This window comes from Dyadobacter sp. Leaf189 (genome assembly GCF_001424405.1).
In the GTDB taxonomy this organism is placed as follows: domain Bacteria; phylum Bacteroidota; class Bacteroidia; order Cytophagales; family Spirosomataceae; genus Dyadobacter.
In genome coordinates this window covers 523,587-547,662 of the sequence record NZ_LMPS01000005.1, presented here as the reverse complement: position 1 = coordinate 547,662, position 24,076 = coordinate 523,587, and the positions used below count along the sequence as shown (strand labels likewise).

19 protein-coding genes are annotated in these 24,076 nt (G+C 48.3%); 6 read left to right on the top strand and 13 right to left on the bottom strand.

Going from position 1 to position 24,076, the window contains the following annotated elements; all coding sequences use genetic code 11:
- Positions 1-40: 40 nt before the first annotated feature.
- From ASG33_RS16655 to ASG33_RS16640, 4 genes are all read left to right on the top strand, one after another.
- Entirely contained in the window at positions 41-757 is a 717-nt protein-coding gene (locus tag ASG33_RS16655) for an outer membrane lipoprotein-sorting protein (protein ID WP_056287621.1), read from the top strand.
- A 197-nt stretch (positions 758-954) separates the two neighbouring features.
- Positions 955-1,602, top strand: coding sequence for a response regulator transcription factor (locus tag ASG33_RS16650; RefSeq protein ID WP_056287619.1), 648 nt, complete (start codon positions 955-957; stop codon positions 1,600-1,602).
- Positions 1,603-1,711: 109 nt separating this feature from the next.
- Positions 1,712-2,071, top strand: a complete 360-nt coding sequence (locus tag ASG33_RS16645; protein ID WP_056287616.1) for a BlaI/MecI/CopY family transcriptional regulator — start codon at positions 1,712-1,714, stop codon at positions 2,069-2,071.
- 20 nt (positions 2,072-2,091) lie between these two features.
- Positions 2,092-4,041, top strand: coding sequence for a M56 family metallopeptidase (locus ASG33_RS16640; RefSeq protein WP_056287615.1), 1,950 nt, complete (start codon positions 2,092-2,094; stop codon positions 4,039-4,041).
- Positions 4,042-4,092: 51 nt separating this feature from the next.
- Here the strand turns inward: ASG33_RS16640 and ASG33_RS16635 are convergent, their stop codons facing one another.
- Positions 4,093-4,881, bottom strand: a complete 789-nt coding sequence (locus ASG33_RS16635) for a mechanosensitive ion channel family protein (protein WP_056287613.1) — start codon at positions 4,879-4,881, stop codon at positions 4,093-4,095.
- A gap of 182 nt (positions 4,882-5,063) precedes the next feature.
- Here ASG33_RS16635 and ASG33_RS16630 point away from each other — a divergent pair, with 182 nt between their 5' ends.
- Positions 5,064-5,666 (top strand): hypothetical protein, encoded by a 603-nt coding sequence (locus tag ASG33_RS16630; protein WP_056287610.1) that lies wholly within the window; start codon positions 5,064-5,066, stop codon positions 5,664-5,666.
- A 27-nt stretch (positions 5,667-5,693) separates the two neighbouring features.
- On the opposite strand, the gene ASG33_RS16625 is transcribed toward ASG33_RS16630, so the two are convergent.
- The 6 genes from ASG33_RS16625 to ASG33_RS16600 form a co-directional block, all read right to left on the bottom strand.
- Positions 5,694-6,737, bottom strand: coding sequence for an AI-2E family transporter (locus ASG33_RS16625; protein ID WP_056287607.1), 1,044 nt, complete (start codon positions 6,735-6,737; stop codon positions 5,694-5,696).
- 43 nt (positions 6,738-6,780) lie between these two features.
- Positions 6,781-9,021 (bottom strand): xanthine dehydrogenase family protein molybdopterin-binding subunit, encoded by a 2,241-nt coding sequence (locus ASG33_RS16620; protein WP_056287605.1) that lies wholly within the window; start codon positions 9,019-9,021, stop codon positions 6,781-6,783.
- 16 nt (positions 9,022-9,037) lie between these two features.
- Positions 9,038-10,057 (bottom strand): xanthine dehydrogenase family protein subunit M, encoded by a 1,020-nt coding sequence (locus ASG33_RS16615; protein WP_056287602.1) that lies wholly within the window; start codon positions 10,055-10,057, stop codon positions 9,038-9,040.
- Positions 10,050-10,559, bottom strand: coding sequence for a (2Fe-2S)-binding protein (locus tag ASG33_RS16610; protein WP_056287599.1), 510 nt, complete (start codon positions 10,557-10,559; stop codon positions 10,050-10,052). Before ASG33_RS16610 ends, ASG33_RS16615 begins: the two co-directional genes overlap by 8 nt.
- Before the next feature lie 146 nt (positions 10,560-10,705).
- A complete protein-coding gene (locus tag ASG33_RS16605; RefSeq protein WP_056287597.1) occupies positions 10,706-11,176 on the bottom strand; it encodes a hypothetical protein in 471 nt (156 codons plus the stop codon).
- Positions 11,177-11,552: 376 nt separating this feature from the next.
- The gene (locus ASG33_RS16600; protein ID WP_056287594.1) at positions 11,553-12,008 is read right to left on the bottom strand and encodes an NUDIX domain-containing protein; all 456 of its coding nucleotides are present in this window, start codon (positions 12,006-12,008) and stop codon (positions 11,553-11,555) included.
- A 119-nt stretch (positions 12,009-12,127) separates the two neighbouring features.
- On the opposite strand from ASG33_RS16600, the gene ASG33_RS16595 reads away from it, so the two are divergent.
- Positions 12,128-14,962: a PQQ-dependent sugar dehydrogenase gene (locus ASG33_RS16595; protein WP_082489280.1), complete on the top strand. Its 2,835-nt coding sequence runs from the start codon at positions 12,128-12,130 to the stop codon at positions 14,960-14,962.
- A gap of 10 nt (positions 14,963-14,972) precedes the next feature.
- On the opposite strand, the gene ASG33_RS16590 is transcribed toward ASG33_RS16595, so the two are convergent.
- The 6 genes from ASG33_RS16590 to ASG33_RS16565 all read right to left on the bottom strand — a co-directional run bounded on the left by ASG33_RS16590 (position 14,973) and on the right by ASG33_RS16565 (position 23,977).
- A complete protein-coding gene (locus tag ASG33_RS16590) occupies positions 14,973-16,103 on the bottom strand; it encodes a metallophosphoesterase (RefSeq protein ID WP_229238686.1) in 1,131 nt (376 codons plus the stop codon).
- A gap of 37 nt (positions 16,104-16,140) precedes the next feature.
- Positions 16,141-17,460, bottom strand: coding sequence for a Gfo/Idh/MocA family protein (locus ASG33_RS16585; RefSeq protein WP_056287591.1), 1,320 nt, complete (start codon positions 17,458-17,460; stop codon positions 16,141-16,143).
- Positions 17,461-17,520: 60 nt separating this feature from the next.
- Positions 17,521-18,276, bottom strand: coding sequence for an MBL fold metallo-hydrolase (locus tag ASG33_RS16580; protein WP_056287589.1), 756 nt, complete (start codon positions 18,274-18,276; stop codon positions 17,521-17,523).
- A gap of 132 nt (positions 18,277-18,408) precedes the next feature.
- The gene (locus ASG33_RS16575) at positions 18,409-19,200 is read right to left on the bottom strand and encodes an alpha/beta fold hydrolase (RefSeq protein ID WP_056287587.1); all 792 of its coding nucleotides are present in this window, start codon (positions 19,198-19,200) and stop codon (positions 18,409-18,411) included.
- Between the two features lie 24 nt (positions 19,201-19,224).
- A complete protein-coding gene (locus tag ASG33_RS16570) occupies positions 19,225-20,703 on the bottom strand; it encodes a DUF1501 domain-containing protein (protein ID WP_056287584.1) in 1,479 nt (492 codons plus the stop codon).
- 10 nt (positions 20,704-20,713) lie between these two features.
- Positions 20,714-23,977, bottom strand: a complete 3,264-nt coding sequence (locus ASG33_RS16565) for a DUF1553 domain-containing protein (protein ID WP_056287582.1) — start codon at positions 23,975-23,977, stop codon at positions 20,714-20,716.
- Between the last annotated feature and the right edge of the window lie 99 nt (positions 23,978-24,076).

Below are 24,076 nucleotides of genomic sequence, written 5' to 3'. Positions count from 1 at the left end.
TCATTCTGTAACTTCAATCAAAACCAATAAAACTTTAAATATGAAAACGAACAAACTTTTCCTGGCTGTTGCAGCGACTTTGATTTCGGCAGGCTCTTTTGCGCAGACTGTCGACGAGATCGTGGACAAGCACGTGGCCGCACTGGGTGGAATGGATAAAATCAAGGCAGTTAATACATTGGTGACAGACCGCTCCCTGGCAGTTCAGGGAATGGAAATCCCGAACAAAACGACGCTGGTTGTCGGCAAGGCGGTGAGAAACGAATCAACTGTAATGGGCAATTCGATGGTACAGGTTGTTGCGGATTCAAAAGGCTGGATGATCAGGCCGACGATGATGGGCGGAACCGGCGAACCCGAGGATATGCCGGCAGACCAGCTGAAACAGCAAATGAGCTCGCTCGATCCTTTTGGCGGGCTGGTAGGATATAAGGAAAAGGGCAACAAAGTCGAGCTGGTAGGCAAAGAGCAGGTGGACAAAAAAGATGTATTCCACCTGAAACTGACTACCCCGGAGGGACAGGTTGTTGACGAGTACGTGGATGCAAACACGTACCTGATCACCAAAGTGAAGGCGACCATGAACGGACAGGAAGGTGAAATTGACTTTTCTGACTACAAAGAGGTACAAGGCGTGAAGTTTCCGAACACAATGGACATTTCAAACCCGCAGATGGGAACGATGTCGTTCATAACGAACAAAATAGCGGTGAACACTCCTGTTGACGAAGCAATCTTTAAAAAACCGGTCAAATAGCTGTTTTCAGATTCATTAAAAAAAGCGTTGCCGAGGCAGCGCTTTTTTTATGCGTGAACCATAATTAGTTGTATAATTGCAGAAAGTAATAAAGAAGTTATTACGTAAGTATTGAAGAAATACTACGCACTCCTCCCTCCTTCCATAAGCATTTACATTAGACAGCCCTGAAAGCATAGACTTGTCCGTTCGTACAGATGAAGCAGATTTTACTTGTTGAAGATCACGCAATAGTAAGACTGGCTACCAAGTTCCTGATACAGGATCTTTTAAATCCGGTTACAGTGCATGAAGCAGCTTCATTTGGCGAAAGCCTGATACAGGTTGGCGCACATCCGCTTGACCTCATATTGCTGGACATCAGTATCCCTGACGGAGAAGGTTTCAATATGGTGCCGAGGATCCGCGAGATCCAGCCGAAAGTGCTGATCCTGGTTTTTTCCAGCCTGGAAGAACAGATTTATGCACTGCATTACATCAAGGCCGGTGCGAATGGTTTTCTCTCGAAAAGTTCGTCCCAGAACGAGATCAGAAAGGCGGTTACCTCCATGTTTGAAAACGGGAACTACCTCAGTATGGCGGTACAGCAGCAGCTGCTTCGCAATACGCTGGAAAGCAAAACGAGTTCCGAGAACCCGCTTGAACAACTCTCCCAGCGCGAGCTTGAAGTAATGGATATGCTCATAGACGGCTTCTGGACCAAAGAAATTGCGATCCAGCTGAACCTAACCGAGAGCTCCGTCAGCACTTATAAAGCGCGGATCTTCGAGAAGCTGAATGTAACTACCCTGATCGAGATGTTCAAAAAAGTGCAGTTTTACAAAGCCCAGCACGCCGGCTACTAGCATTCACTGGCCATCCCGTTTCCCTGATTTTTCATTTTTATCTAAAAAATATTTCATAAACTTGCTCGCATCTACGAAAATCTCGTAGATTTACGAAAACGTCGTAACAATGGAGAGATTAACGCAACAGGAAGAGGATGCCATGCAGGCAGTCTGGAAAGCAGGCGAAGGAAGTGTGAAGTCATTTATGTCTGAAATGGCGGCTCCGCTGCCGCCCTATACTACCCTCGCTTCTACCATCAAAAACCTGGAAAAGAAAGGCTTTGTCGCCAGCAGACTGGTTGGTAATGTAAACTTGTACGCGCCGGTGATTACGGAAGAAGCGTATAAACAGAGGTTTATGGGAAATGTAGTCAAAGACTATTTTGAAAACTCCTATAAAGAGCTTGTCAGCTTTTTTGTACAAAAAAACAAGATCTCGGCGGACGACCTCAAAGAGATCATCGGATTGATCGAAAACAAGAAATAGCAGTTTAAACCTTTTCTGCCATGTCGCCTTTATTCGAATATCTCATCAAACTTTCAGCCAGCCTGGCTGTGGTGGCCATTTTCCATTACCTGTTTTTACGCCGGCTTACCTTTTACAACCTCAACCGCATTTACCTCCGGTATTATTCCCTGCTTTGCTTCCTTGTACCATTTATCAGCATTGAAAATACGGTTAAGCACATTCCGGCAATCGGTAATGCGACTATTCTGCGGCAAATCCCGGCGATCTCTACCCAGCCCACGCCGGTTGTCGCAGGAGCAGTGGAGCCTGCAACTGCAGCAGACATTGACCTGGAAGCGTGGCTGGTCAGGTTGCTCGTGGTAGGTATGGTCTTCATGCTGGGGCGCCTCGTGCTGCACATTGTTGCTTATGTGAGGATATTACGGCAGGCACAGCTGGTTTCGGATGATGATGTACGTATTTACCACATAGAGAAAAATATAAGCCCGTTTTCATTTGGCAATGCTATTTTCTACAATCCCGCCATGCACAGCGGGGAGGAGCTGAAAGAGATAATTCTGCACGAGTATATTCACGTCCGGCAGCGGCATACGCAGGATGTGATCTGGGGCGAGATTCTTTGCATTCTCAACTGGTACAATCCATTTGCCTGGCTGATACGACACGAAATCCGCCTGAACCTGGAATACATTGCCGACCAGTGTGTCCTCGAAAATGATGTTGATATCAAACAATACCAGTACCTGCTGCTCAAATGTGCGGGTGGGCCGGATTTCCGGATTTCCAATGCATTCAACATTTCGTCGTTAAAGCAGCGGATTGTGATGATGAACAAGGAACGGTCATCACGCTTTCTTTTGATCAGCTTCCTGTTTGCTGTTCCGCTGCTGGTGGGTTTACTCATCTTTTTCGGTCCGGGTAAGGCACGGAACGAAGGGGATCCTTTTCAGATGTTCTGGCGGGATGGTCAGGGAAAACTAACGCATCCACGGTTTTCGTCAGAGGAGATCCACACGGCCGGACTAATCCTGGAAGCGCGAACCGGCAAGCCACTTGCGAACATGCCAATTGAGATTAGCAGATATGGAAAGCACATCAAATCAGTCAAGACTGACGCGCAGGGGTACTTCTATGCATTGCTGCCAGCCAAAAACTCAAATGCAGGTTTTAACCCAAAGAAGTTTATGCCGAACAGCTATACGATAGCTTATAAAGGCGGCCAGTTCAGTCCGTTTAGCCTAACAGAATTTCCTGTATACGACGATTCCTATATGGGATACTTTCAAGTTGTGTTTCAGAACTCTGAGTCGCAAACACCGGATTTCTATTCCGTCAACAAAAACCCGTTTTTTGAGCAATACAATGGTGAGAACAGCAGAGACGACATCAAAGAATATCTGCTGAACAGTCTTCCCCCGGTTTTGGCAGAACATAAGCTGAAAGCCGAGTTCAGGGAGAAGGTTGCTTACCCCACTGAGGTTCTTACCAAGTTTAAAAATGGCCTTTTCGATAGAGAGAAAAAGCTTGTAGGCTATGAGGACCGCATTAAGCTGTACCTCGATGGAAAGCCGGCCACCTACCAGGAGATCAATGAAGCTTTTCACAGCTATCCTTACATGCTGGACGACACGAAAGAGCACCGCGACTGGGATAAGAACGAGCTCTGCAAATCTATTGCCTACCTGACATTTGATTTGTACAAAACTCCGCCACCCGCTACGCTGCTCGCGAACAATGTAGAATGGCAGCGCATTGAAGATTTTGATCTGGACAAATTGGAAAAGGAAGCTTACTTCCTGGATGGCTTTCGTCAGACTTACGGAATTGGCAGCAACCTGATGCCGCGCAAAGAGGATATCCGCAAAATTGCGCTGTTCAAAGGGAAGTTAGCCAAATACTACGACCCCAAACTGGAACGTGTCTGGTGGATTGAGACGCGGCCTGAGGCGGAGGTTTTTGAGAGGCCCGATTTGGCGGTTGCACGATAGATTAATGCCCACGAATGCACCGCAGCAGCGCATTCGTGGCATAAATAATCATTAAGGCATCCCAGGCAGCTTCAACCCAGAGCTTCTTAAACCTTGCATAATCTGCTCCTGAATGTCCATTTTGGTATCTACAAAGCCGTCCGCATTCAGCCACACGCTGATCATTACCTTGTATCCGTCCGGCTCGATTGAAGAAATTCCAATGCGTCTTTCGGGAATTTTCAGGGCATTTTGAGCACGACCCAGGACATCGTCAATGGTTTTTCTGACGTCCATGAACTCTATCGCATTGCTGAATTTAAGCTCCACATCCAGTCGCCTGCTGCCCGATCCGCTGATATTGATGATTACTTCATTGGACAGCTTGCTATTCGGGATCACCACCATCCTGTTGTCAAACGTATTGACGATCGTGTAAAAGATCTTGATCGCCTTTACAGTACCTTCCTGCCCCTGCGCCAGGATGTTATCCCCAACTTTGAAGGGTTTCAGCAGTAAAATGAGGATACCACTCGTAAAGTTTTGCAGGGTTCCTGACAACGCCAGACCAGCCGCTACACCAATTGCCCCGATCAGCGCGGCGAAAACGGTCATCTGTATACCGATGATCTGCATTACCGAAATGATCAGCAGCACACGTAATGCGGTGATGGTGAGGCTCAGCAGAAAAGGTGTAAGCGAAGGATCTACATTGCGCCGGTATAAATGGTTGGTCATCCAGCGGGATAGTATTTTGATCAGCCAAAAACCGATGATCAGTACTGCAAGCCCCAGCAGAAAAGACGGGCCTGTACGCAAAATCCAGGCATAAGCCTGGTTATAGAATTGTTGAAGCTTCATTGTTTGTAGCGGGTTCTTTAAAACAGAATACGGCGGGAAGCTAAAAATCCGTTCCAGCGCGGCATATTGCGGCTTTTACAAAGCTCCATTCATTCCAATGGCATATTTTTTGATTCAGGTAGTAAAAAGCATTGACGAAAACAGGTCGTCAGCGGCTGTAACTTAAACTAACAAATCAGGCTATGGAACCCGAAAGAAAAAAAGGGAAGGTTGGAACATACATTATTGTTGCATTATTAATCGCAGCCGTAGTGGGTCTGGGAATACATTTCCTGACACCCAAACCGGTAGATGTTGCCTCTAATGATAACATGACTTTGTTTATCAGAAACAAGATCATTGATATTGACCAGAAACTAAGTAAAGGCGAAGATGAAACGGATATTGCGACAAGACTTTCCTGGCACAAATCCAACACGGCGCTTTATAATGAAGTGAAGGATGCAAAAGATAAAACGATCAATGCGGAACGGGAGGAAATGAAGCAGAAGATCGTGAAAATCCAGACCAAGGAATTTCCAGAATTAAGAAATGCGTATGTAGATTCGAAGAAAGAAGTACTGGGCCAGGAGCACATTGACATTTCACTTTCCGGTGATAAAAACGATGTACTGACGTTCAGCGGGGAAATGTTTGAACCAAAGAAAACGCAGAAAGACTTTATGAAAAACATACGTGACATTGTATACGATCTCAGATTTAAGAAAGTGGTATACAAATGGTCGGATAACAAAAGTGATATCGCGGATTATGAAATAGATTCGAAGAACGATACTGAAATTTAAATAGTGAAGAAACCAGCAAGAGCCGGCCTAGTTTGCAACTGGACCGGCTTTGTGTTTTTCAGCAGGTTCGCCGAATTCTGTTTTATAAATTTTTATCAAAAGAAGCAGAATACTGATCATGAGCGGACCGAAGATAAATCCCCAGAAACCAAACAGGCGCAAGCCTACAATTAACCCGAGGATGGTAGTAACCGGATGCACGTCTCCGATCTTCTTTAAAAAAGTAACCCGGGCAAGATAATCAATATTGCCCACCGCAACCATGCAATATATACCCAGCCCAATAGCCTTTCCATTATCTCCTTTTGAAAACATAAAAATGACAATTGGCAACCAGATCAATGCAGTGCCCACCACCGGAAAAAAGGCACAAATGCCGGTGACCAGTCCCAATAACACAAAGTCTTTAACCCCGAAAATCCAGTAACCCACTACCGCCACGATTCCCTGTATGATGGACACCAGCGGAATGCCGATCGCATTGGCACGCACCATACTGATCGTTTCATCGGCAAGCAGGTCGATATTCCCGCGGTGAAGCGGGATAAACTTGCGCAGATTCTTTTCCAGCGCGTGGCCGTTGGTAAACATAAAAAAGGCCAGGAACAGGATCATCAGCAGATTGCCCAGCATGGTCGCGGAGCTGTTCAGGACGCCCGGAATAATGCTGCCTGCCTTTTCACGTACATTGGTAGTTGCTTCCTTGGTGAGCAGGTCCTGGCCGGTCCATTCTTTGAGCTGCTTTGAAACTGCCTCCACCGCCTGGTTCACCTGCGTCGGATCTTTAATGATCGCCTCGACTTTGGTGTAAACCATTTGCAGCGAGAAGTAAATCGGCGCGACAATGCAGGCGAAGAACAAAGTCATGAAAAGCAATGCCGTCAGACTTTTATTCCAGTTTCTCCTGATGGTTAAATTGAAATAATACTTCCGGCAAAGAATATAAAGCGTAAGCGCACCCAGAAACCCGGGGAAGAAGATGTATAACTGTTTGAAAATGATAACGGCAAGTGCAATTACAACGATCAAATAGAAAACCTGCCTCAGCCTGAAGTTAAAATCCGGAACCATCTATGGTATGTTTAGTGACTTCAATACGCCTTCGATTCCCTCGTCAAAGCAGCGAATCGAAATGAATGGGCAGCTGATTGATACGCTTGCCCGTTGCATGGTAAATGGCGTTGGCAATAGCAGGCGGCATCGCCACGAGCCCTATCTCTCCGACCCCCTTCACCCCCAACGCATTTACAATCTCATCATTTTCCTCGACAAAAATCACATCCAGCTCATGAATGTCCGCATGTACCGGTATGTGATATTCGGCCAGGTTCTGGTTCATGTATTTACCCAGGTTAAAATCCTGGATTGTTTCTTCCCTCAGTGCCTTGCTGATTCCCCAGATCATCCCGCCCAGGATCTGGCTGCGTGCTGTTTTGGGATTGATGATTTTACCCGCAGCTACTGCAGTAATCGCCCGGGTTACATTTACGATACCGAGCTGCTCATCTACTTCCACTTCCACGAACGCAGCACTGTGGGTAGCGCGTGAGTATTTCTTCTGTTTCAAAAGCGAGGGTACCGAGAATTTCGACACTTTGATCGGCTTTCCACCATTCGCTTCTATGATTTCCAGGAACGAAACTGACTTGCTGCGGTCACTTCGCAGGAATATCCGGCTGTCCTCAAATACCACCTCTTTCAGATCCGCTTTGCTAAAAACCGAATCTTTCATTTTTTTAGCAATAGAAAACAGCTTTTTCTTCAATGCAGCACCTGCCACTTTCACCGCCGATCCAACTGTTGAGACGGTAAAAGAACCGCCTTGAATGGGCGCAAATGGTTTTTTGCTATCTCCGTACAAGAATTCCACATCCTCAATCTTCATTCCCAGCTCGTCGGCGGCAATCTGCGTCATGACGGTCAGCGTACCCGTTCCAATATCCGTCACCGCGCTGTTCACCCGCAGCTTTCCGTCGGTAGTAAGTATCGCATCGGCTTTTGCAGGCAGCTGATTGGCCTCCCAGATTCCCGTCGCCATTCCGTAACCTACAAGCTTGTTGCCCCGCCGCATACTGCGCGGCTCAGGACTGCGCTTGTCCCAGCCGAATCTCTCCGCGCCCTGCAGATAGCATTGGCGCAGCTCCTTGCTGCTGTAAGGCCGGTTAAGGCTCACATCATCTTCGGAATAGTTGATCAGCCGGAGTTGCAGCGGATCTATTTTGGTCTTGTATGCCAGCTCGTCCATCGTACTTTCGATGGCGTGCATGCCAGTACTTCCGCCGGGCGAGCGCATATCCAGCGGGCTGTATACGTCCAGCTCCACAAGCTTGTATTGCATCAATGTATTGGCTGCCGGATAAAGCATGTGCGACCAATTTACCACTACCTCGGTATAGTCCTCAAAGCGTGAAGTTTCTCCAATTGCCAGGTGGTTCATCGCGGTAACTTTTCCGTCCATATCCGCGCTGAAACGGGTTTGCTGAATGGTAGGCGGCCGGTGGCCGAAAGTAAACATCTGCTGCCTGTCCAGGGTCACCAAAACCGATTGTTTCAGTTCCAATGCGGCCATGACAGACAGGAAAAGCTGGTACTGCGGCCGCAATGCAGACCCAAACGCACCGCCCACATAAGGCGAGATAACACGCACATCCTTGTATTTCAACCCAAAAATATTCGATACATAGAGCTGACTGTTGATCGTGCCCTGCGTTTTGTCGTAAATCGTCAGTTTGCCGTCGCCTTCGTAAATGGTGGTAGTAGCAAACAGTTCAAGCGGATTATGATGCTCCGTACCGTGGTAATACTCCGCCGAAACCTGCGCGGGCGATTCCTGATATGCTTTTTCAAATTTGCCTTTCGGCCTGGGTGGCAGGGGCTTCAGCATGGTCGCCATTCCGATCTTCGGAGAGCGCGCTTTTGACGCTTCCTTTCTCAGGTCTGTTTCAAATGCCTCCTCTTCACACTCCACTTCCACCAGCGTAGCCCCGTATCTTGCCAGCTCAAAAGATTCGGCAACAACCAGGCCGATCGGCTGTCCATTGTACAATATCTCCTCATCCTGCAAAGGCCGGAACGGCGAACCCGGAGGCGCGTCCATATCCGCATATTGCAGATCAAACCACGCCAGTGAAGGCCGGTTTTCGTAGGTAAATACTTCCACTATCCCGGGTACCGCTTTGGCCCTGCCCGTGTCCAGCCGCGTAATCTTCCCTTTGGTGATTGTGCTGTTGATCACATATCCGTACAGCAGGCCCGGCACCTGATAATCGCCGGAATATTTGGCTGTGCCGGTTACCTTAAGTTGTCCTTCCAGCCGGCTCAGCGGCTGACCAACTTGTTTTTGAGATGCTTCCATTTGTTGATGTATAAGGTTAAGCAGAAGGTAAGGCGCCCGGAAGTTGTGTTTCAGGGTGCAGTGCCATCATTCCATTCCGGATAATGGCCCTTTTTGCCAGCTCTATTTTGAAGTCATTGTATTGATAGCCCGTCGCGCCACGAAGAATGATATCCGCCGCCTGCGCAAAATTCTCCTCCGAAGCAGCTTTACCAACCAGGAATTCCTCAGCTTCGGGCACGCGCCAGGGCTTATGTGCTACTCCGCCCAGCGCAATCCTTGCATTGCGTATGATGTCGCCGTCCAACTCCAGACCGGTCGCGACAGATACCAATGCAAATGCATACGAATTACGGTCCCTCAGTTTTAGATAGGAATAATTATCAGAAAATCCCTGCGGAGGCAGGTCGATGCTGGTGATGATCTCGCCTGGCAAGAGGTTGTTGTCCAACTCGGGCGTATCGCCTGGCAAGCGGTGAAAGTCAGCAAAGACAATGCTTCTCGGGCCATTTGGTCCCTCCACATTAACTGTCGCTTCCAATGCAGCCAGCGCAATGCACATATCTGATGGAAACACCGCAATGCAATGCTCGCTGGTACCTAATATGGCCATAATGCGATTATAACCTAGAATGGCAGAGCAGCCCGACCCGGGCTCACGTTTGTTGCAGGGAACATTGGCATCGTAAAAATAATAGCAGCGGGTACGTTGCAGCAGGTTGCCTCCATTGGTGGCCATATTCCTGATCTGCGCGGAAGCCCCGGCCAGTATGGCTTTCGAAAGCAATGGATATTTCTCCTCGATCAGCGGGTGCCAGGCGGTATCCGCATTCGTGGCGAATGCACTGAGGCGAAGTCCGCCGTTTTCAGTTTCCGTGACTGCGTCCTGCGTTCCTGCGTGGTTGATATCAATGAGTGTGGTTGGGTGCGCGAGATCGTACTTCATTAAGTCCAGCAGGTTTGTGCCGCCTCCGATGTACGACGAATCTGTGCAGCTTCCCGACTTGCCGATCGCATCCTGGATGTCGCCGGCTTTGAGATAATCGAAGTTATTCATGAGCGTCCTGATTTTGAACCTCCATGATCGCGTCGATGATGTTGGTATTGGCGCCGCAGCGACAAAGGTTACCGCTCATGAGCTCTTTTACTTCTTCACGCGACTTTGCTTTTCCCTCCTTCATCATCCCGATCGCGCTGCATATCTGTCCGGGCGTGCAATACCCGCATTGAAATGCATCGTGTTCAATAAATGCTTTTTGCAAAGGGTGCAGATCGCCTTCCGGCGCAACGCCTTCAATCGTGGTAATCTCCGAACCATCTTTCATAACGGCTAGTGTGAGACAACTCACGATCCGCTTTCCATCACAGATGACAGTGCAGGCGCCGCATTGCCCGTGGTCGCACCCTTTTTTGGTGCCGGTAAGTCCTGCATGGTCCCGTATTGCATCCAGTAAACTGACCCAGGGAAGCAGGTTTAATTGGACCGGATTTCCGTTCACTTTCAAGCTGACCTGTCCGCTTCTGATCAAACCTGGCTTTTCTACGATTTCAGTTAACATGGTGATATAGCATTGGTAAACATCAATGCTGACTATAACAATTATGCCAAGTAACTGTATGCTTCTTAAAAAGAGAAATCCATCTTCAAAACTGAAAATGGATCCCATTACTATCAATAAAACTGCTTGTTTCAGAGCTGCTGTGATTACTCAGCACCAACATCTTTCTTCGGCTTGCGACCGCGTGGCTTTCCGGTATACTCAGGCTTTGGCTCGGCAGTTCCCAACGCGAGTTCATAACCAACTACCCCTTCTTCATAATTGAAGATCGTGATATCGAATGTGTATTTTGTTTTTTCAAAATCCACTCCGCCTTTTTTCAAAATTACGTCCAATGGAATAGAAAATCCACGACCGCTTTTTGTCATTGCAAAAGTTCCTTCTTCGTCTGAGCTGGGTATCAGGTAAAGATATTTCAAAGTTCTTTTACCATCCGGAGCACCAATTTTGAAACGGGTTGACAAAGGTTCAACGCCTAATTCTTCGAGAGTTTTGGGAGGCAATACCAACTTACCTGTTCCTGAAATGTAACCGGTAGGTTTGGTTTGAGCCTTCACTTTCTTCGTAGCTGGCGCATTCTCTTCCGGGGAAAAGAACTTGATAGTGTTTGCTTTCATAAAAATATTCTCTGGGTTATTGTGATTGTTACCTGCAAAAATAAGAATGAAATGTTCTTGTTAAAATCTTTGCTATTAATTAACCTAAACAGGAATATGTAATTATCACAAACAGATAAACTCAATTATATTTAAATTAGAATTACGGCCGCATTTTGAATACTTATTTGCGCCAAAAACAATCTGTAAATTCTCCCGCAATGCGACCGTTGGTTAAATTGATTTACCTGTAAAAACCTGGTAATAAATTGCTTAACCCTTCCGGAAAATAAATTCCCATTTGAAATGAAAGGCCCTGTATTGTTTATTGTAAATGTCGATCGCTTAAACATTTCAGGAATTGAAGTTTCTAAAAAACCAGGCAGCCCACAGGCACTTATTCCAATATGGATTTCAGTTTGTCCAGGAATGCAGCTTGTTTCTCATTGATTTTCTCGCGCGCATTCTCAATCGTAAACCATTCGGCTTTGTCGATCTCGGGGAAAGTCTGCCTTTTACCTGAACGCGGCGGCCATTCTATTTCAAATGTATTGCTCACTATATTCTCCGTGTCGATATCACCTTCAACTGCCCAGGCTTTTACTTCCTTTCCACCTTTTTGTTTAATCGCGGTCAATGCTTTTGCATCGCCTTTTACTTCATAACCTGTTTCTTCCAGGAACTCACGGCGGGCAGCATCAAGCGGATCTTCGCTGTTCTCATATTCCCCTTTTGGTATTGACCAGCTCCCCAGATCTTTCCTGCTGAAAAACGGCCCGCCCGGATGTACAAGCAGCACCTCAATTTCTTCTTTCTGACGGTACATCAGAATACCAGCACTTTTATTAGCCATAACTCTATCGATTTTATAAGTACATCACTGTTCAACAAAAACAGAAAGCTAAAATAAGATCCTGTCAGTTTTTTATCAGAATATTGCTATATTACCCGTATACTCTTTCCTGTTATTTTATGACCAGACTTTTCCCATTGAAGACCGGCGCCGGCCGGGTTTTTACAACCATTTCAAAGCTTTCGCTGCTCTTCGGAGTAGCCGCATTCACATTTCAGGACAGTCCGCCCAAACCTGACGACAGCCGTTTCACCCCGATTGTAGTGTCTGATAACCTTGACGAACCCATGGTTTTCGAGGTACTTACCGACGGTTCCGTTTTTATAGCTGAAAGAAAGGGCGCGCTGAAAAAATACAATCCGTCGACCAAATCTACTGATCTCATTGCTACCATTCCGGTAAACACCAAATATACGAGTGCAGAAGGGGTAGTACGTGAAGCGGAAGAAGGATTAATGGGGCTGACAATGGATCCGAACTATGACAAAAACCACTGGATTTACCTGTACTACGCACATCCGACCGAGAAAAAGCACATTCTGGCGCGGTGGGAGGTTAAAGATGAGCAGCTGGTAGAAAGTACGAAAAAAGTAGTGCTGGAAGTCGATACACAGCGCGAAGTTTGCTGCCACACGGGAGGTGGAATGACCTGGGACAAAGCAGGTAACCTGTACCTGACTGTCGGCAACAATACCGGTAACCAGAAGGCGGCGCAAACCGACGAGCGGCCGGGTAGAGCGAGCTGGGACGATCAGGGGCACGCGGGGAATACGAACGATTTGAGAGGTAAAATCCTTAAAATCCACCCTGAGCCAAATGGGACCTACACCATACCGGCAGGAAACCTGTACCCGAAAGGAACACCAAAAACACGTCCTGAAATTTACTCAATGGGACACAGGAACCCCTGGCGCATTGCAGTGGACAGCAAGACGGGCTATCTGTATTGGGGAGAAGTGGGGCCTGACGCCAGTGAAGATTCTGAAATCGGTCCGATGGGATATGATGAGCTGAACCAGGCACGGAAGCCGGGCAACTTTGGCTGGCCGTGGTTTATAGGAAATGACCAGGCCTTCCCTGTTTACGACTATGCAGCGAATAAGCCCCTTGCTAAAAAAGATCCTAAAAACCTTGTTAACACATCTCCTAACAACACCGGTTTGCGGGAGCTGATGCCCACGTCGCCCAGCTTCATTTACTATCCTTATAATATCTCCGAAAAATTCCCGCTTGTAGGCTCAGGCTCACGCAGCGCCACCGGCGGGCCGGTTTATCACCGTACAGACTTCAAAGCGCCAAAACGCCCTTGGCCTGCCTATTATGAAGGTAAATGGATCGCGGCTGACTTCTCGCGTGGCTGGATCATGGCTATTTCCATTGACAAAAACGGAGACTACGCCGGCATGGAGCGCGTTGCACCTAACTATCACCCTGTTCAGCCGATTGACATCAAATTCGGACCGAACGGAGACTTGTATGTACTGGAATATGGTAGCAACTGGTTCAAGAAAAGTGACAACTCGCGCCTGATCCGCATTGAATATAATGGCGGAAACCGCAAGCCGGTGGTTCAGGTTTCTACCAATAAAAAGGGCGGAACGGTACCTTTCAAAGCAACATTGTCCGCAGAAGGCACAAAGGATTTTGACGGTGATCCACTGAAATACAGCTGGAAAGTAATGGGACCAGGCGGCGTTGTGAAAAGTTACAATACAGCCAACCCGACAGCAAGCTTTGACAAACCCGGCATTTACACTGCAAACCTGACCGTAACCGATTCCAAAGGCGCTGCCAACAGCCAGTCGCTTAAAATCATCGCAGGCAACGAGCCGCCGAAAGTGGCTGTGAATATCGATGGAAATAAAACCTTCTTTTTCCCCGGCAAAGCAATTCCGTATGCAATTGATGTGAGCGACAAAGAAGACGGCAGTCTCTCAGACGGAAAGATCAGCGCCGATCAGGTTGCTGTGAGCATTGACTATGCTTCCGAAGGTTTTGATTATGCAGAGGTGATCCAGGGACAGCGCAGTGTAGACGCTTCTACGCAGTTTGCTGTTGCCAATGTACTGATCAACAAAAGTGACTGTAAAGTTTGTCACCAGCCTGCAACCAAATCAGTAGGGCCTTCTTTTGCAGACATTTCGAACAAATACAAAGGTCAGCCGGGAGTTACGGAAAAGCTGGTGAAAAAGGTACTGGAAGGCGGCTCCGGTGTTTGGGGCGAGGTAGCGATGGCGGCCCACCCTGCCCTGCCGGTCGCTGACGCTGAGGTGATCGTCAAGTACATTCTGAACAGTACCGACAAAACGCTGAGCACATTGCCGGTAAAAGGAGAATATACACCTAAGATCCCCGCGCAGGACAATGGAAGAGGTACGGTACTGATTCGCGCAGCATTTACAGACCGCGCGGTGAGTGGAAGCAAGGCGGTACCTTCGCAAACAACCGAAGAAATGATCGTACTTCGCAGTCCAGAGCTTACGGTTTCGGATGCGGCGATAGTAAAAGGTGCTGAAATGAAAGCAATCGGCTCACAGGGTGCAGGTTTCCTCGCAATGCCTTTTGCAAACAGCTTCCTGGCATTTAATAACATCGACCTGACCAGCATTGATAAACTGGAAATTGTAGCAACAGCTCAGAAACGCGAAGGCGCAGTAGGCGGTACCATCGAGCTGCGGCTTGACTCGCCAACCGGAACTTTGATCGGTAAAAAAGAGGTGGAACTTGCTCCCGAAGTAGATATGGCCAAAATAATGGCAGACCTTGAAAATCAGAACAAAAACCTGAAACCCGGCGAAAAACCAAAGACGTTTTCACGTCCGACGCGCAAGCCTGTGGAAATTGATATCCAGCCAACGAAGGGCAAACATGATATTTACCTCGTCTTCAAGAACGACAGCGCGCAGCCTATCCAGCCTCTGATGTCACTGACTAAAATCAAGTTCATTCAATAACAAATGCAGCCTACACCAGCATAGAAAAGTGATCAGCCAGGTCGGCGTTAATACCCGGCCGGCTGCGCTTTTCGTGTGGTAAGGTGTAAAAATTCACCCGCACCCCTATTTTCCCCTGCTTTCTCTCCAAAGTCACTTTCAGAAATCCGTGCTTGGTATCGCAATGATTTTCAAGCGCCACACCTTCAAATAACTTGTGCTTTTCAGTAAAGCGCGTATCATAAGTAGTAGCCACGGGATGCAGCTCGTCATAACCTCCACCGCCTGCCACAATGAACGGTACTGTCTTACCATCTGCGTAGGTTTTTGAAAAACGCTGGTAATTATGAACGTGCCCGCTAAAAACAATATCCGGACGCACGCCGGCTTCGGCAAATGCCTTGTCCAGAAAATCAATCATATACAGACTTGATCCGTGGTTAACATCCGCTGAATAAGGCGCGTGGTGCACCGTGAGTATAATGGCCTTTTCGGGTCGCTGCCTATCCGCAGCGCGCAGCTCGCTGAGGAGCCACTCCCGCTGCTCGGCCGTGATCGTGCCAAACTTTGTTACATTTCCATACATGCCGATGATCGAAGCGATGGGCGTTTCGAGCGTCCAGTACACATTGGGCTGCACCATACTCTTGCGCGCTGCCCCGTTGCTGAATGCAACTGTACGTTGCTCCGGAGTACAAAACACAGCGGTGAACGGATCAAGACTTTTGTAGGAGATCCTGGAATCAGGATTTACGTCGCTGTCGTGGTTTCCGGGAATGGCAAAAACGGGTCCGGGATACTTTTGAAAAGGCTCGAAAAATTGCCGGTGGTACTGGCTCGCCTCACCGTAGTTGTAAACTATATCGCCTAAATGGTAGAGAAACCTGGGTTTGTCTTCGGTATCATCCTGTGCTTCATACTGCTTCACCATTTCAGCCACGACCAACTTCTGAAAATCAGGATTATGTACACTGCCCGTGTCGCCCAGCATGTGAAAAACAAGCTTGTCGGGATCAACTTCCGGCAGCACCTTTTCCAATGCAAGATGGTAAGGGTATTCGCCGGAAGGTTGGGGCAAAGGCTGAAATTTATAAGAATCGTCAGGTTGGTTTTTCTTCAAAACCGGTGTAGTGTGCTTCTGAGGCCGATAAGATTTCATCATGAGTAACGGAGTTCGGTAATTTGAACACCAAAACAAACTAGCTGAGTTCCGGCTCCGGACCGTGCAGCGATTGATTGGTAACTGCCGAGGCGACTTTTACTGGCTTTCCTTCTTTTGCGGATTGATAAATGGCTTCCATAAGTATCTGGTCCTGCAATCCTTCTTCTCCCGGTGTAAACGGTCGTTTATTTTTGATAATACAATCAGAGAAATGGTCCATTTCCAGGGCAAACTGGTTTTTCTCTGCAAGTCCGATATTCTGTTGCAACTCCATCATGCCATCTGCTTTGGCAGTCATCAGATCCTGGCCTTTATAGGCGTAAGCTTTGTTCATATCCAGCCACCCCCGCTCGCACATCACACGATAGCGCCTGCTTTCGTGCGCATTATAATGTGTCGCGCAACTCGCCACGACGCCGGAAGCAAACCGCATTTGCCACGAAACCATTTCCTCCACTTCCCTGAACAACGGATTTCCCGGAGTGCTGTACTGGTATGCGAATACCTCGGTCGGCTCCTCGCCTAAGACAAACCGGGTCGTGTTCAGGCAATACAAACCGATATCGGGCAATGCACCTCCGCCAGCCAAAGCTTTTTTGTGTCGCCAGTGATCCGGATTTGCGCTGCTCTGACAGTTGAATGCATCCACAAATTTCACCTGCCCAAATTCCTTTTTCTGTACCAGCTCGCGGAGCTTGCGGTTGTGTGGTTGATACTGGATGCGGTACGCCACCATCAGCTTCACCTTCGCTTTATTGCACGCTTCGATCATTTCCCGGCATTCAGCCTGACTTACCGCCATTGGTTTTTCGCACAGAATGTGCTTTCCTGCGGCAGCACCTCTCACCGTAAATTCCTTGTGCATGCTGTTTGGCAGCACAATGTAAATCACGTCGACTTCCTTGTTGTCTTTCAGCTTATCATAGGTTTGATAGCTGTAACAATTTGCTTCCGCAATCCCGTATTGCGCGGCGACCTTTTTCATTTTGTCGGGCGTGCCGCTCACCAGTGCAACCAGCTTGGATTTCTTGCACGAGCCCAACGCAGGCAGGATTTCCTCCAGCGACAAATGTCCGAGACCTACTACTGCATAGCCAATGCGACGATCGGGCGGCAATGGTGTAGGTACCGGGCCGCTTTGCTGGTCGTATTCCGACTTCCATTTTTCAAGAACAATGGGATCTTCTACGTCTTGGGGGATATTGCCGGGTGCCTGAGCATGCGCCTGATCGGCTTTGATAGAGGCAGCGATGGTCCCGATAGCTCCTGCCGCGAGGTACTTGCCGGTCGCGGACAGGAATTTTTTTCGGGAAAAATGTTTGGTATTCTGGTTAGTGTAAGGCGTGGCTGAATGCATCTCTTTCGTTTGTTGATGATGAAATTTGAAAGAGACTTGGCAATTACTGTGCCTCAGCTATTATTTGATGGTATACCAATCGCGCAAACGCACGTCAATGGATTTGTTGCCTTCATTAACCAGTTTCTTAAAAGCCTCTGTATCACTTAGTCCGTTCTGGCCGCGGTAGTGATAGGGGTAAACGCTCTTTGGTTTGAAATCAAGCACTGCCGAAGCAGCCTCTTTAACGTCCATCGTGTAAGGCAAATTCATGCAAACGAAAGCTACATCGATGTTTTTCAATGCGCGCATTTCAGGAATACCCGAGGTATCTCCGCTGATGTAAATCGTTTTGTCCCCAAATTTCAAAACATACCCGTTTCCCCTTCCTTTGGTATGCCGCGATTCAGCCGATTCGGGCAGATTGTACATTGGAATAGCAGTGATCGAAATATCCAGCTTGCTGACGGTTTGTCCATTTGCAACCGTCACCACTTTCGCTTTCATCGCCTCAGACATTTTCTCAACCACCGCCGGAGGCGCTATGATAATTGCTTTACTCAGGTCAATTGCATTCAAAGTAGCCGGATCAAAATGGTCGCCGTGAATATCAGATATCAGGACCAAATCAGGTGCGGCGATTCCCTGGAAGGTTTTGGCGCCACCATAAGGGTCCGCGTAGATGGTCTTTCCATTCCACGTGAGGGACATGGTCGCGTGGTTCAAAGGCTGGATTTTCAGCGGTCCTTTGGAAGTTTTCAGATCATCAGCCGCAGGGAGTTGCGCCCACGCAGACGTGCCAATCAGGAGCAGCAAAAAGCTTAAAACAGTTTTCATTTCAGTAGTATTTGAGTTACTATGGAAAGTACTCGTTTAAGCTTGTAATTACAATTTTCCATTGAGCAACCGGTAGCTAATTGAGACGCACGCATTCTCCACGAGAAGCTCGGTATCCCCGCGAAGGTATTTCTAGGCTAAACTATCTTGCCTCTCTAAAAACTCCTCAATAATATAAGCCGTAAACTCCGGCAGTTTGCTGCCTGGCTGAAATGCGCAGATCTCTCCGATACATTCTCCGTGAACGCCCGGTAAAATGAGCAACTCCGCTGCGGGGATGAGGTTCGAGATTTCTGTGGTGTGCTCGATGGTAATTACGTCCCGGTTGCCGGCGATGATCAGAGCGGGCGCTTGAATGGAGCGCAGACTTTCTTCCGGCCAGTCTGTGAATGCGAGCATTCTGTCGCGGTCTTTGTCGTGCATAACCTGCAAACCTTCCCTGCTTTCCGCCACTTCGAGGTAAGCTTGCTGCAATGGAGCAGGCATGTTTTCCAGCGAAGCCGTTTTCATAAAATCAAAAAAGCCTTCCATTAATCCCGAGCGCTTCGTGCAGGCAGCTACTGCAACTATCTTCCTTACCAATGCAGGATGCCGGATTGCAATTTGAAGCACTGAACTACCTCCATTGCTGAATCCCATAAAGTCAGCCTGGCTGATACCAAGATTCTCCATCAACGCGGCAACATCATCTGCATCCTGCGCAAAACTGACTCCCGCTTCCCTGTCGCCCGTGCGGCCGTGGGCTTGCAGATCAACACCAATTACCTTCCGGTTATTTGCCAGAAATGGCAGTATATTGGCAAATGTCGTTTCGATCGTCGATCCGCCACCGTGCAGTAAAACCAGCGGAATATCTCCCGAACCGTGAATCTGATAATACATTTTCAATCCATTCACAGTCGAATAGCCACTCTCAAAATACATGGTTGATCCCGTTTAAGTCTACAATTAAACCAGCAGCGGCTTCACCACTTTTCCATGCACATCGGTAAGCCGGTACCTGCGCCCCTGATGCTTGAAGATCAGCTGCTCGTGATCAATACCCATTAAATGCATGACAGTAGCCTGAAAATCATGGACATGCACCGGATCTTTGATCACATTATAGCCAAAATCATCAGTTTGTCCATATACAAATCCCTTTTTCACACCAGCGCCCGCCATCCAGATCGTAAAGCTGCGCGGGTGATGGTCGCGGCCGTAGTTGTCCCTCGTCAGTTTACCCTGTGAATAGGCGCCCCTGCCGAATTCACCTCCCCAAACCACCAGCGTTTCATCGAGTAACCCGCGCTGTTTCAGATCGGTGATCAAAGCGGCAGAAGCCTGGTCAACACTTTTAGCCATAATTTTAATATCATTCGGAAGATTCCCATGCTGATCCCAACCCTGGTGATACAGCTGAACAAACTTTACATCTTTCTCGATCAGCTTGCGCGCGAGCAAACAGTTCGCAGCGAATGTCCCTGGCTTCCGGGACTCTTCCCCATACAGATCAAAAATGTAGTCGGGTTCTTTGGATATGTCCATCGTTTCCGGAACGGCAGTCTGCATGCGGTAAGCCATTTCGTACTGCGCCATCCGGTAGTTGATTTCAGGATCCAGTATCTTTTCAAATTGCCCCTGTTGCAGCTTCGCAAGCGAATTCAGCATTCTTCTCCGGCTACTCTTATCAATTCCTTCCGGATTATTGAGGTAAAAAACAGGATCCGGGCCTGAGCGGAAAACCACTCCCTGGTGAATCGACGGCAAAAATCCATTGCTCCACAACTTGGCATAAAGCGGCTGGTCCCCTGCCCTCCCTTTGGAAAGCAGCACCACAAACGAAGGCATATTCTTGTTATCTGAACCCAGCCCGTAACTCACCCACGAACCCCACGAAGGCCGCCCGCCCTGCTGGCTTCCTGTCTGAAAAAACGTAACCGCCGGATCGTGATTGATCGCCTCCGTGAACATAGACCGGATGAAGGTAACATCGTTCACTATGCTGGAAGTATAAGGCATCAACTCGCTGATCATCATATCATTGTCGCCGTACCGCTGAAACTTGTATTTGGAAGCGGCCAGCGGAAAGCTGCTTTGGCCGGCCGTCATACCGGTGAGCCGCTGTCCTTTCCGGACGGACTCGGGCAGGTCTTTACCCCACATTTCTTCCAGCTTGGGCTTATAGTCGAATAATTCCAGCTGCGAAGGTGCGCCGCTTTGAAACAGGTAGATCACCCGTTTCGCCTTCGGGGCAAAATGCGGGTGCCCCAATGGCAGGCCAGCCGCTTCACCTCCGGCCAATGCGGGCTTCTTAGCGAGCAGGCTGTCCGCATTCAAAAGAGAAGCCATCGCCGCCGCACCTAATCCCAGACTGGTTTTAGAAAGAAAATTCCTTCTGCTCAGCTGTTCGTGGACGTGGTTTTCAAATTCGTTATATAAGCTCATGCTGTGGTTTTTACCTTTTGATCAAAAATTCATCAAAGTTCATGACAGTACTGGCTACAATGGTGCCCGCCGCCACCTGAACGGGATCCAGCGACTTGTCAACCGGGTACTCCCCTGCTGCCAGCACGAATTTAACGCGCTTCGGATTTTTGCTAAAATCGGCATATTCTTCCTGGTACAATTCCTTCAAAATAGCACGCTCCTTCGCGTCGGGCTGCCGGCTGGTCAGCGCCGTGAATGCGTAAGTGATCTGTTCGTCCAGCGTTTTGCCTTTTTTGAGCATTTGCTGCGCCAGCACGCGCGAGGCTTCTACAAACTGCGGATCGTTCATGACCACCAGAGCTTGCAGCGGCGTACTCGTTTTTTGCCTTTTAGTCACACAAAAATGACGCTCGGCTGCATCGAAGTTCAGCATCATCGGTGGCGGCGAACTTCTCTTCCAGATTGTGTAAAGACTCCGCCGGTACAGGCTGTCACCGTGCTGCTGCTTGTAAGTAACTTCGTTTCGCGTCGCCAAAGCTTCCCATAAACCCGCTGGCTGATAAGGATATGCACTTTTTCCGCCGATCCGTCTGGTAAGCAGGCCGCTTGATGCAAGTGCATTGTCCCTGATCTGCTCCGCGCTCATGCGATAGCTCGGCCCATGGGCATAAAGCCTGTTATCCGGATCAACATCAGCAGATTTGGGATTGACGCGCGAAGATTGCCGGTAGGTAGCCGACATGACGATCAGTTTCTGCATTGCCTTCACATTCCACCGCGACTCCCTGAATGTACCCGCCAGATAATCAAGCAACTCAGGGTGCGTCGGCAGCTCTCCCTGGTTGCCAAAGTCGTCACTCGAGACCACTAACCCTTTTCCAAAGTAATTCATCCAGAAACGGTTTACAGTAACCCTCGTAAAAAGCGGGTGGTCTTCATGGGTGAGCCATTTGGCAAGACCCAGCCTGTTTTTTGGAAAATCCTTGGGGATCTTGAAGAAGCTGTCGGGCGTATCAGTGGTAACAGCTTTGCCTGGCGCATCGTAAGCGCCCCGGTTAAGTATAAAGGTTTTACGGGGAAACTTCCGCTCCCGCATGACCATCACATCAATTTCTTTATCCAGAATCTCGGTTTCGTCGGCGATCAGTTTTCGGCTGTCGGCCATCAGCTTCTTATATGCAGGATCTATATGATGGAGGTAATAATCTTTCAATGCGGCAAGCTGCTCCGGTTTGAGCTGGGTCGGCAGCGTTTTTAACGCATTTACCACCTCATTTTTAAAACTGTACATACCCAGCATTTCCAGCGGGGTCAATGCTTTTGTGTAAATTTTAAATTCGTCTACCTCGAAGTTTTTCGTCCGCTGGTCAGAAAGGCGGCCGATATTTAGCTTGTCAACATACCAGTTCGTTTTGTTTTTTCCGTAGAGGATACTTTCGGTCAGCTGGTCATTGTGCACGGTTACTTTTGCGGGGCGGCCATTTACATACAACTTCAAGCCGGCTGCTTTACTAAGTCCGTCGTAAGAAAAGCCGATCTGTGTCCATTTGTCTAGCGGGAATTTCTCAACGGTCTGGATCTCAATTGCATTCTCCGGCCAAACGTGGCTCATCGTGAGCTTAATGCGCCCGTCTTTCTCACGAAATACATTCCAGCCCCGGTATCCATTCATCACCCCATTTGATTTATGAAACAAAGATCCTGTTACGGAAGGATCGTGAAGATTAAGCCAGATACTGATGCTAAATGCCTGGTTCCGCTCGAAAAACGCGAAGTTATCTGGGAACGAAACCGCATTTTCCCCAAAAATATACCGTGCCTTTCCTACCCGGCCGGTGCGTGAAGCCACATTGGACAAGCTATCATCCCCCTCGGCTGTCGCTTTTTGCTTTGGATCTGCTAGGTTTTGAAATTCTTTGCCTTTGGGTTCGTCGAATGTGAAGTAACCTGCGAGTCCTTCCTTGTCGTCACCGACCGCCTTTTCTGGATAAGTGCGGGCTGTTGTGAGCCAATTATTAAAATTTTGTTCGGCTGTTGTGGTGTACGCATTCAGCTGTGACTTTTCTTTCGTCAGGTTCTGATGGATATATTTCAGCTTTGCGTCAGCTTCCGGCGAAGGCAACGTAATAGCCGGGCTTGCCTCTCCATTGTAGGGAATTTGCCCGTTTTCATTGTTATTATTAAAAAACGCATATAGCGAATAGTAGTCTTCATGGCTGATCGGGTCATATTTGTGATCGTGGCAGCGGGCGCATTCGACTGTAATCCCCAGGAATGTTTTACCAAAAGTATCCGTCCGGTCAGCTACGTAGGCTACGCGATATTCTTCCGGCACAATGCCACCTTCCTGACTTTGCTGATGCATACGGTTGAAGCCCGTTGCAACCAGCTGATCACGTGTAGGATTTGGAAGCATATCACCGGCAAGTTGCCAGGTAACAAACTGATCATAAGGCTGGTTCTGGTTAAAAGACCTGATCACCCAGTCGCGGAAAGGCCAGGCTGTCCGCAATCCGTCGTCCTGATATCCGTGGGTATCTGCATAGCGCGAAGCATCAAGCCAGGGTACCGCCATATGCTCGCCATAATGCGGGGAGGCCAGCAGCCTGTCGATCACCTTCTCATATGCATTCGCCGAATTGTCGCTCATAAATGCGGTGACTTCCTCGGGAGTCGGCGGCAGGCCTGTCAGGTCCAGGTATACCCTGCGTAAAAGCGTGGTTTTATCAGCCTCCCGCGCCGGGATCATTCCTTTGTCTTCCAGCTTTTTAAGGATGAAGTGATCAATGGCGTTCTTTGCCCATTTCTCATTCTTGACCGATGGTACCTTGGGCTTTTCAACTTTGGTAAATGCCCAATGCGGCTTATACTCAGCGCCTTCTTCTACCCATTTGATCAAAATCGCCTTCTCCCGTGCTGTTAATGTAAGGTGCGATTCAGGAGTCGGCATCACGACGTCGGGATCGGCCGACAGGATGCGATGGACGAGCTCGCTGCTTCCGGGCTTACCCGGCTTTATTGCTTTCAACCCGCTTTCAGTCTCCTTTTTGTATGCAACTTCCGCCACATCCAGGCGCAGGTTCGCCTTCTGATGATTGGCGTCTGGTCCGTGGCACGCAAAGCAGCGATCAGAAAGGATCGGCTTGACATCGTAGGTATAATCAACGGGCTGCATGAGCATAGACATTTCCTGCGCTACATCATCCGGCAAGTCGATTTTCTTGTCGCAGGAGGTAAAAAGCAGTCCCGCAACAGGAAGAATAAAGGCGTATTTCAAAAGGGTTTTAGGCATCAATCGTATTTGTTACCCGGAATGAACAAGTATACCGTTTCCCGGTTTTTACAAACTAATTATAACAATTGTTATACTAATTTAAGCATAAATGCCGGT